This window comes from Shewanella sairae, from assembly GCF_023283535.1.
Classification (GTDB): Bacteria; Pseudomonadota; Gammaproteobacteria; order Enterobacterales; family Shewanellaceae; genus Shewanella; species Shewanella sairae.
In genome coordinates this window covers 1-11,215 of sequence record NZ_JAKILT010000087.1, presented here as the reverse complement: position 1 = coordinate 11,215, position 11,215 = coordinate 1, and the positions used below count along the sequence as shown (strand labels likewise).

The 11,215-nt window shown below is 41.0% G+C and carries 7 protein-coding genes; 2 read left to right on the top strand and 5 right to left on the bottom strand.

Annotation, left to right across the window (positions count from 1 at the left end; genetic code table 11):
- Window positions 1-97 precede the first annotated feature (97 nt).
- Window positions 98-2,020 (bottom strand): ORC-CDC6 family AAA ATPase, encoded by a 1,923-nt coding sequence (locus tag L2748_RS21955; protein ID WP_248957750.1) that lies wholly within the window; start codon window positions 2,018-2,020, stop codon window positions 98-100.
- A 718-nt stretch (window positions 2,021-2,738) separates the two neighbouring features.
- On the opposite strand from L2748_RS21955, the gene L2748_RS21950 reads away from it, so the two are divergent.
- The gene (locus tag L2748_RS21950) at window positions 2,739-3,710 is read left to right on the top strand and encodes an integron integrase (protein WP_220780634.1); all 972 of its coding nucleotides are present in this window, start codon (window positions 2,739-2,741) and stop codon (window positions 3,708-3,710) included.
- 245 nt (window positions 3,711-3,955) lie between these two features.
- Here the strand turns inward: L2748_RS21950 and L2748_RS21945 are convergent, their stop codons facing one another.
- Window positions 3,956-5,548, bottom strand: coding sequence for an ABC-F family ATPase (locus L2748_RS21945; protein WP_220780633.1), 1,593 nt, complete (start codon window positions 5,546-5,548; stop codon window positions 3,956-3,958).
- Window positions 5,549-5,844: 296 nt separating this feature from the next.
- On the bottom strand, window positions 5,845-8,082 hold the full coding sequence (locus tag L2748_RS21940; protein WP_220780632.1) for a heavy metal translocating P-type ATPase: 2,238 nt from the start codon (window positions 8,080-8,082) through the stop codon (window positions 5,845-5,847).
- A gap of 113 nt (window positions 8,083-8,195) precedes the next feature.
- Between L2748_RS21940 and cueR the strand changes: the two genes are divergently transcribed.
- On the top strand, window positions 8,196-8,597 hold the full coding sequence (cueR, locus tag L2748_RS21935; RefSeq protein WP_220780631.1) for a Cu(I)-responsive transcriptional regulator: 402 nt from the start codon (window positions 8,196-8,198) through the stop codon (window positions 8,595-8,597).
- A gap of 22 nt (window positions 8,598-8,619) precedes the next feature.
- Here cueR and L2748_RS21930 read toward each other — a convergent pair whose 3' ends face one another.
- Both L2748_RS21930 and L2748_RS21925 read right to left on the bottom strand, forming a co-directional pair.
- Window positions 8,620-10,653, bottom strand: a complete 2,034-nt coding sequence (locus L2748_RS21930; RefSeq protein WP_220780630.1) for a S9 family peptidase — start codon at window positions 10,651-10,653, stop codon at window positions 8,620-8,622.
- Window positions 10,654-10,746: 93 nt separating this feature from the next.
- Window positions 10,747-10,974 (bottom strand): hypothetical protein, encoded by a 228-nt coding sequence (locus L2748_RS21925; protein WP_220780629.1) that lies wholly within the window; start codon window positions 10,972-10,974, stop codon window positions 10,747-10,749.
- Window positions 10,975-11,215 lie beyond the last annotated feature (241 nt).

The following is an 11,215-nucleotide window of genomic DNA, read 5'->3' as shown; positions in this document are numbered from 1 at the left end:
ACGCCGATATTTACACTATAAAGGTATCACTCGGGCTTGTTCAACACTTGGGATAAGGACGCGGCTACGCGCGGCCTATCCTTATTTGTTAGAAATTCTATAATTCAGCCGTATGATACTTATACGGACTATGTGTTTTATCTATAATAATTTCACCTTTTTTACCTAATACTTTGCCTGCCCATGCTGATACTTTTTGAATGGTACAACCAACGGAATCAGCAACTTCTCTTGCGGTTAAAGCTTCATCGGGTGAGAGCTGTGATATTAAACCCAAAATTCTTATTTCAACTTCGGCAAAATTGCCATTTGTAACAGGAGCTTCTTGATGGATAATTTCAATTAGTTTTTCATCATCCTCAAAACAACGCTTAACTTTTGATTTTTGAACATCTTCTTCAGCGTAAATCTTGTCACATTCAGGACACTTATAACTCTTTTGTTTTGATTCTAAAAAATAAGGGTCAAATTTTGAAAGAACTGAATCATAAATAAACCTAATTGGTGTATATTCATCTTTTTTATCAGCATATTTAATTTTGTATTCACGACAAACATCATAATCTATTGAGTAGAGATTGTAATTCCCGCCATGTTTAGATGTGACATTTTCTGACATAAAGTGAATTAGAAAATTCTCACAGAGTACATTTAAATATTCATTTCTGATTGGATCTGCCATGAAGTGACTTGCAGGTCTATCAGGATATTTATTTTTCTCTTCTATTGCCTTAGCTAATATTGCATTCCACATATCTAAATTAAAGCCAGGAACTAGCCTTTTTTTCACACTTCCTGAAAATTGTTTTTGATATGTTTTTCTTGCACTACTAATTCCATAGTTAATTTCAGCTAAACCGATTTTAGCATCAGAATTAGAGCCTGCTTGGACAAATGCGTTTTGTAAAATAATGCCAATGGTTCTTGATACACCTAATGTCTCTCTGGTTATTCGATAAACGATCTCGGTAAAGTTAGACTTAAATACATCTGTTAATTCTAAACTTGGACAAAATTTTTCTATTCGTTTAGTTATTAAATTTTCGACAAATGTCTGAGTTTTGTTTATTGCTGCAATTGTTCCGTCGTACCTATCCGCGTATTCATTAAAGTCTAGAGGTATAGGGAATATATCTCGCCCAACTATGATTTTCTCACCAAAATCATAGCGGTCGGTAATAACACCTACTTTGAAGAACATACCGATTCTAGAGCCTAAAAATGACTTTAAAAGAGCACTAAAAGTTGCTTGTGCTTTAGGGCTTAAATCTGAATATTCATCAACGAACACATAAATAGAGTCTATGCCTGCTTTTTTCTTTATATCACTTATTTTATTTAGAAACTCTTGAACATTGAGCCCTTTAATTTGCTCTACGGTTTTACTTTGAGCAAGTTCGTAGGATTCATTTTGTTTACCAGAAACTTTTGCCTTAGTGTTTGATATTTCGGCTGATATTTCAGAATTTTCACCAACTTTTCTTGCGCTGGTTAAACTAACCTGCTTTGAGGTAGAAAGTGTAATCCCTTCAACTAAAACCTTTTCAATGAAGTCCAAGTCGTCCAAAGCTGGGTTTTCTTTAGAAAATACAGCTAAAAATTTCTCTTCAAACATGAGATTAAGCTGTTTTTTTAGAGAATCTATAATTTGGCGAATGAAATGAATCTCAGTTAAATTGAGGTCATCATTTGAATCGAAAAGGTCATTACAAGTACTTAAGTCAATATAAATAGGAAGTACTTTATCTTGCGTTATTAAGCGTTCTTTATCCTTTAGCTTTGGCGCTATTGATTTAAGGCATTCGTAATAGCCTCTTAAAAGGTTGGTTGTTTTCCCTGTCCCTCTTCTACCACTAACAAAATTATCTTGCTTTTGAAGTAAACTCTGTAGCATTCCAAAGAAATCAATAAAGTATTCTTCTAAATCTCCAAGTTCATTTAAATTGTCTAAAGTAATATAATCCGCTCTCAATATTGAGTCGAAAGCACTTCTTAATTTTTGTTTTTCTTGTCCATTCATTTTTTCTTCCTAAAACTTTAACGACAACCACAAGTTTGATGAATTTCTAACGCCTAGCTCACAGGCCGTATGGCGCGGATTTTTGTTTGTGCGATTTTTGCACAAACAGAAATGCGCAGAATACGGTCGTGTGCAGCGCCTTGTTATAGCGCGATTTAACACTGCCTGATGAAAGGACGGCAATGCTAAAAACCACTGCTATTTTGTTTGTTTATGCGGTGAAGTTGGAGATGCACTGAGCGAGGAACGACACTGCTGATATTGATGGCCATTCCATTGCCAAATAGTGCAGCCTAAGATGACCGCGATTTGTTCTAAATAGTACCAGATTTTAGCGACGGCAACCGACTTGAAGTGTGAAGCTTGGGTAGAACGAAACCCTATGCCGCCCTTGAGCTATAACAGTATATTAGGCTGAATTCCGAATAAGAACAGACAGCCTAGCGACTTAAATGTTAACAGGCTAACCTTGAATAGTTACAAACTCAATACTTTACACCCTCATTGTCTGTACTTTTACTAGCACTTCTCATGGTGAAACTCAGAATTTACATATTTGTGACATATCGAAAGTTAACTATTATGGATAGTTGTTTTTAAACAGTTACTTATAAACATCCTACTTAAAATATCTTCCTTGTTTATACTAAAATAATGGCAAAAATGTCAAACACCCATTATAACTGTATATATAGACAGTATTGATAGGTGAGGAGCTATGCCATCGTCTTTTATTGAATCAATTCGGCAAGTGTTAAGAACTAAACATTACAGTTTGAGAACTGAGAAAAGCTATCTGTATTGGGTACGTTATTTCATTAGATTTCATCAGTATATGCACCCAAAAGATATGCAAGGCTGTCATATCGAGCAATTTCTTACGTTTCTTAGCTGTAATCGAGGTGTCAGTTCGGCAACACAAAACCAAGCCTTATGCGCACTAATTTTTATGTTCAAACATGTGCTCAGTATGGAATTTGAAGGTTTAAAATATGGCTATGCTAAAAAGCCAAAGAACTTACCAACAGTATTAACGCCTATCGAGGTCGCATTGATATTAAGGCATCTTAGCGCTCCATATTGGTTACTCACTTCATTGTTATATGGTTGTGGGTTAAGGCTACGGGAAGCTTTAACATTAAGAGTACAGAACGTGAATATTGAAGCTCAGTCTTTATTTGTTTTTAGAGGGAAAGGGGCAAAAGACCGATATACACTGTTACCTAAGCAATTAAATCAACCTTTGCAAAACCAAATACAGTTGGTCAATGAAATCCATAAAAATGACTTAAATAATGGAAATGGCCTCACCTCTGTTCCTTCAGCTTTACACCGGAAATACAAATCAGTATTAAAAGACTTGAGTTGGCAGTACCTATTTCCGTCGACAACGACATGTTGCCACCCCATTGACGGATACCTTTGTCGCCATCATATTCATGAATCGAGCTTTTCGAAAAACCTGAGAAACGCAGTGATAAAAAGTAATATTCAGAAAAGAGTAACTGCCCACACTTTTCGCCATTCATTTGCTACACAACTATTAGCTCAGGGCAGTGATATACGAACAGTACAAGAGTTATTAGGGCATAAAGATCTGCGAACGACAGAAATTTACACACATGTTCTTGGGCAAAATAGAGCAGGAACAATCAGTCCTTTTGATCGTTTATCGGATATTGTAAATTAAGACTGCATATCGATGCTAAAAATCTGACCTTGCAGTATAAATAAAAACAGCAGAAACATTTAACTAGAAAATATAATCAGCCATCATTCCAAGACTAGCCAACTTCCAGACACAACGGAAAATTTTTGCCATCCATGGCACTCTAGTAAACAAAGGTCAACTTATCTCAGGACGGGACAGTTCCAGACACAAAAAAGCCCGATTGCTCGGGCTTTTATTTGAAACTTTGAATTACTAAAGGTTAATTAACCTTCAATACCTTTGCTCGCTAGGAACTCATCGTAAGTGCCTTTGAAATCATTCACGCCAGTTGGTGTGATTTCAAGGATGCGGTTCGCTAATGATGATACGAATGCACGGTCATGACTGACGAACAATAATGTACCTTCGTACATTTCAAGCGCGTTGTTTAATGACTCGATTGATTCCATGTCCATGTGGTTGGTTGGTTCATCAAGTAATAAGATATTTGGCTTTTGCATAATTAGCTTACCAAACAACATACGACCCTTCTCACCACCAGAAAGTACTTTTACAGACTTCTTGATGTCGTCAGAACCAAACAGCATACGACCTAAGTAACCACGAACTGATTGGTCGTCATCTTCTGGTTTGCGCCACTGGCTCATCCACTCAAACAATGTCATGTCGTTAGCAAAGTCTGACTCGTGATCCTGTGCGTAGTAACCAATCGCTGAGTTCTCAGACCATTGAATGGTACCGCTGTCTTGTGGGATATCGTGTACTAAAGTACGTAGCAGTGTTGTTTTACCCACACCGTTATCACCCAAAATCGCGATACGCTCGCCAACTTCAGCAATAATGTTAAGGTCTTTAAATAGGTTATGCTCAAAACCTTTAGACAAGTCTTCAACCACTAATGCGTTACGGAACAATTTCTTCTCTTGTTCGAAACGGATGAATGGGTTAACACGGCTAGATGCTTTGATTTCGTCAAGTTTGATCTTGTCGATTAGCTTAGCGCGTGATGTTGCTTGTTTAGCTTTAGATGCGTTAGCAGAAAAACGTGCAACGAAGCCTTGAAGCTCAGCAATTTGTGCCTTCTTCTTAGCATTGTCAGACATCAAACGCTCACGAGACTGCTGGGCAGCCATCATGTATTCATCATAGTTACCTGGGAATACACGGATATCACCGTAATCCAAGTCAGCCATGTGCGTACAAACAGAGTTCAAGAAATATCTATCGTGCGAGATGATAATCATGGTGCTGTTACGTTGATTTAGCATCTCTTGTAACCAACGAATGGTGTCGATGTCCAAGTTGTTGGTTGGTTCGTCAAGCAGAAGTACATCTGGATCTGAGAACAACGCCTGAGCCAAAAGTACACGTAACTTAAAGCCTGGAGCGATTTCGCTCATTAAACCAAAGTGTTGTTCAACACCAATACCTACGCCCATTAACAATTCGCCAGCGCGAGATTCTGCGGTGTAACCGTCCATCTCAGCGAATTCCATCTCAAGATCAGCAACCTTGATACCGTCTTCTTCAGACATTTCAGGTAGAGAGTAGATACGGTCGCGCTCTTGCTTCACTTTCCAAAGTTCAGCGTGGCCCATAATTACGGTATCAACTACGTTGAACTCTTCGTAACCAAACTGGTTCTGGCTCAACTTACCTAAACGCTCGTTCACGTCTAATGAAACGTTACCACCAGTTGGCTCTAAATCACCAGCAAGGATCTTCATGAAGGTTGATTTACCACAACCGTTGGCGCCGATCAGACCGTATCTGTTTCCGCCGCCAAACTTAATTGAGATGTTTTCAAACAGTGGCTTAGCGCCAAACTGCATGGTGATATTAGCTGTAGTAATCAAAGTGACAATTCCGCTTTTGGTTATATGATTAATGTCATCATAGATAAAACAAAAACCAGTAAATCAGTACCAAGTTTTACTCGCTACCAACCTACTGGCCGAAGGTTGACGCCATCGGGAGCCAAGCCTGTAAAATTAAGCGCGATACTATAGCATTTTAGCCTAATTTATCAACTGTCAAAGGCGCATTGAGATGACATTTTAGTGAATTAAACTGTCATCCCTCGCCTGCAATATACAGAACAGTATAGTTAGCTATAACTTCTCGCCCGATTAATAATCAGTTAAGCAAACGATTATAGCTTAACCCTACGTAAGCGATTGGCATTAGTTACCACAGTAAGTGAAGATAGTGCCATCGCTGCGCCCGCAACCACTGGGCTTAACAGCATACCGGTAAACGGAAATAATAAGCCTGCCGCCACCGGAATACCCAAGGTGTTATAGATAAACGCGCCAAATAAGTTTTGCTTAATGTTATTCATACTCGCTTTTGATAGTGCCAAGGTATCGTTAATCACCATTAAGCGTGATGACAACAAGGTAAAGTCGGCACTTTCAATGGCTATATCAGTCCCAGAGCCCATAGCAAAGCCCACATCGGCACTGACCAGTGCTGGCGCATCGTTGATACCATCGCCAACCATCGCCACCACCTCACCCGCTTGTTGTAACTCAAGCACCTTAGCTTGCTTTTGCTCTGGTAATACATTGGCAACCACTGTATCAATACCGACTTTTTCCGCTACTGCGTTAGCAGTAATTTGGTTATCGCCGGTAAGCATCACCACTTTTAAACCTTTGGCTTTCATGGCGCGAATAGCCTCTGCCGCATCGGTTTTTATTGGATCAGCAATCGCCATTATCGCAACCAGCTGTTTATCTACAGCGACAAATATGGGTGTTTTTGCTTGGCTTGCAAGCTCTGCACTTAGCTGCTCGCAATCTGCCGATTCACCAATTTGCAATTGCTGCATTAAACTTAAATTGCCTACGCTGTATTGCTGACCATTAACTTGGCCGCTAATGCCCATGCCTTGGTAATTGGTAAATTGCTCAGGCTCGACCAATACCAAACCATCTTGTTTGGCTTTATTGATGATAGCACTCGCTAATGGATGCTCTGAGTGTTGCTCCAACGAAGCGACATTTTTTAAAAGTTCGGCTTTGTTAACCGATTCATCTACTGCCGATTCGCTTAACATCAGTATATCGGTTAGCTCCGGCGCGCCTTGGGTCACAGTGCCGGTTTTATCAAGCACCACAGTAGTGACTTTACTGGCAGTTTGTAGCGCTTCACCATTACGGACTAATACGCCTAGCTGCGCTGCCCGACCAACCGACACCATAATCGACATAGGCGTTGCTAAACCTAGCGCACAAGGGCAAGCAATAATAAGCACACTGGTTAGCACCACTAACGCATGAGAAAGCGCAGGTTCAGGACCAAAGCTATACCAGACTAGCGAGCTAATAATCGCAATCATCACTACAACCGGTACAAAGTAGGCTGAGATTTTGTCGGTTAAGCGGCCAATGGGCATTTTAGAGACTTGTGCTTGCTGCACTAACGCTATTATTTTTGCTAATTTAGTGTCTGTCGCTTTAGCGGTTACTCGATAAATCAAGCTGCCATTGGTGTTCACCGTGCCAGCACTGATTGTATCGCCTTGAGCTTTTTGCACCGGTACAGGCTCACCGGTTAACATCGATTCATTAATCAGGGTTTGGCCACTTTCAATTTCGCCATCAAGGGCGACTCTATCCCCTGGGCGCAAACGTAATCGGTCGCCTATTTGCAGCGCATCGATGGCAACTTCTTCATCGCCACTTTGGGTAATACGAATCGCTGTGCTGGCTTGTAAGCCCAATAATGCTTGTACTGCTTCGCTGGTTTTACCCCGGGCACGTAGCTCTAAGGCATGACCTAGATTGATTAAGCCTAAAATCATTACGCTGGCTTCAAAGTAAACATGGCGGGTATCTGCCGGAAACCAGTCTGGCGCCACAACCACCATCATCGAGTATATCCATGCAGCACTGGTTCCCAATGCGATTAAAGTATCCATATTGGCACTTTTCGCTTTAACTGCACGCCACATACCTTGATAAAAGTGCCGTCCAGTCAATAGCATCACCAATAAGGTCACTACGCCAACTATGCCCCACGCCCACTGCTGATTTTGGTTGTTAACCATCATCTCACCGCCAAGCAAGCCCCACAGCATCAGCGGTACACCTAGCCCTAAACCAATCGCCGCTTGCAGCATTCGTAGTCGATACTCTTTCGCTTCATCCGCCGCTTTCTGCTCGGTAGCCGTTTTGGCATCAAGCACTTGTTCGCTGTCATAACCCACGCTGCTGATGATTTTAATCGCTGCCTTGGCGTTAATATCACCGGATATTAATACCTGTTTATCTGCAAGATTCACTTTGGCGGTCAAGGTGTTATTTGTCCCAGCAAATGCCTTTTCTATCTTTGCTACACAACTTGCACAATTCATCTTAGGTACATATAAGTTAATGTTTGCCATAACAACAATTCCCAATTTGTTTCTTTGATAAATCAAAGGTAATGTCTCCCATAAGGGGAGAGTCAACTTCAATAGTGCAAAAGCTGCAAAGAAAAGCGATAAGGAAGATGTAGATGAAAATTGGTGAAGTGGCAAAATTAACGGGATTATCAGTTAAGAGCATTCGTTATTATCACGATATCGGCCTAGTCGTCGGTCAAAGAGGTGAGAACGGCTACCGTGAATACAGTCTAAAATCGGTTGAATCATTAGAGTTTATTCAGCACTGCCGCGCCTTAGGTTTTACTTTAGAAGATTGCAAAGCCTTGCTTGAACTGCAAAACAACACCAGCCGTAATGCGGCGGATGTAAAAGCAGTAGCTAGCCATCACCTACAAGATATCGAATCGCGTATTGAGCAACTGACCGTTTTGAAACAGCAATTATCGCAGTTTATCCATGATTGCCAAGGTGGCAATCAGCCCAATTGCGCCATTTTAACCGGATTGAGCAAGCATACTTGCTCAAAACCTTAATCGGCTAAGTCAATAGTCACGACTAGCGTCGACGTAAATGCTCGATATTTTCGATTGCTAGTGCAGGCATACTGCCCGCGGGGGTAAAGCCAAAGATTTGTCCATAAAAAGAGAGTTCAGCCTCTAATGCCTGTTTCTTACTTGTTGCTGAAACCCGGTTAGCAGCATCATCATCAAAGGCAAGATAAGCCACTGGAATGCCTTTTCTTTTCGCCGCCTCATAGATAGTCAAAGATTGCTCAGCAGGAATAAGCGAGTCTTGCACTCCTTGGATCAACAACAGTGGTTCATTTATTCCTTTGAGATTCGCCATTGCCGAGCGCTGCCGGTAATTTTCAGCACTGCCCAGCAAGCGCAGTAAATAATGCGACTCAAACTTATGTGAATGACGCTTAAACTCTTCCATATCACTGATCCCTGAGTAACTCACACCTGCACCAAAGGTGCTGTAGTTAGCCACTGCAGATAATGCGGTAAAACCACCAGCACGGTTACCTCTAATTGCCAATTTTCTGCCGTCGACCTTACCGCTATTAACCAGGAATCCTGCCGCTCTCACCGCGTCTTCTACATCTGACTTGCCCCAATTACCATATAATTTATTACGGTATTCTCGGCCAAAACCTGTGCTGCCTCGATAATTAACATCAAACACTGCAAAGCCGCGGCTGGTCCAATATTGAATATCACGCCTAAACGCGCGACTCGCTTTAGCTGTTGGACCTGGGTGCATCATCAGCACTAAAGGCGGCTCTTTATAGCTTGGGCCTTTAAAGTTAGGGTTGGTGGGCGGATAGAAATAACCATAAGCGGTCTGATTATCAGCAGTTTTAAATTGTAAACTTTCCGCTCTAGATATAAAGCTCGGGTCCATCGTCGGAAGTGTTGGCGAATAGACTAACTGTGCAGCACGGCCTTGGACTTTATAAATCCCTTTTTCCGGTGTTTCTTTAGCACCGACAAACAGCACTTCATTGTCATTTTTAGTGACGTAAGCAATTTCTGCAAAATCAACAGCAATCGATTCAGTAGTACCATTTAAGGTATCAATGCGCACTAAGTGTGCCCGACCTTCATGATTATAACTGGCTACGAGTCGATGCTCGCCTTCAAAAGCATAACTGTATTTTCCGACTCGCCAATCTGCATCGGCAAACTCAGCTTGTTGTTCTAGAACAATTTCAGCTTGCTGATATTCATTAAGCCGATAGATATTCCACCAGTTATTAAAGTCGGCAATAAAGTAAAGTTTGCCCGATGGACTATAGAGAGGCTGAGTAATAGCGCCCTGTTGTTGCGTTTTAATTTGCCTTGGATTATTGATGGCACCTTTAGCATCAATATCTGCGACCCAAAGCTGGGTGTTGTCCCATGGCATATTTGGATGTTGCCAAGATACCCAGGCTAACTGACTCTGATCTGGCGACAACACGGGCATGGCATAAAAGTCAGCCCCTGAAATTAACATTTCGCCTTCATCGGCATAGCTTAAATTAATGCCAACTAAGCTATTTACAGGTTCACCTTGTTGGCGATGATCTTCACGAATACAGATTAAACGTGAAGCTTTTGGATTAGATATACACCCGCTGTGGCGTGTGCCATTGGGCGTGAGAGGAAACGGCGCTTGATTTGGCGCAATACGATACAGAATTTGATCAGAATATTTAGTGGCAAATAAACTATTACCAATTGCCGCAAATGGTGCACCGCCATACTCATGTACTCGGCTGCGAATATCAAAATCTGACGAAGCGATTTTTGTTGCAGAGCCGTCTAGCTCAATCCGGTAGACACCTTTTTTATCTTCATTATTCGCATTAGATTGAACGAAATAAATACCTTGAGTCGTGGCCCGAATATCACTGATATCGTCAGTTAAATCATATACATCTTCAGGTGTCACAGGGGATGGCCAGCTGCCATATTCAGCTATACCTACGCCATCAACAGCCCCTGTAACAGGCTTAATATCACTAGGCTTAGGCGCATTATCACAGCCAAGCAGTATCCCTAAGCTTATCAACGTCAAAAATGTCGTTTTAAAAAGTGTCATTTTCTACCTAAAACCATTCTTAGAAAATTATGCCGCGAAAACTTGTCCATTATCGCATTAAGTTTATGAGTAAAATGATTTAAGCCAGCACGCTTACTTACGTGACCATTTATCGGTGAACCAGCGTACAACAGCTAATTGCTGATGTTTAGTTAAGCCAAAATAAATGCAAACCCAAGGTGAAAGTAAAATATACCAAGGAATTGCCGCCGTGCTTCTACCAGTAAACATTAAATAAAAAAAGCCAAAATAGATCACCAGCAGGCCGATGCAACCTACAACTAGCATCATCAATTTCGTCGCCTTTTCCAGCTTATCCATTTTGTTTCCATATTCCTTTTATAATGAAGCTATTATGACCTAATGCTAAAGCATTATTCAAACCCTACGCAATATCCATAAAAAAACGGGCTAAAGCCCGTTTTTCATAAACCAATATTCAACCTAATTACAGACAAATACCGCCGTTGTTCTCGAATACGCGGCCGTTTACATCGCCGTTATATCGTCATTTTCGATAATGAAACGTACTGTAGAAACAACCTCTTCAGCTTGTTCTAAA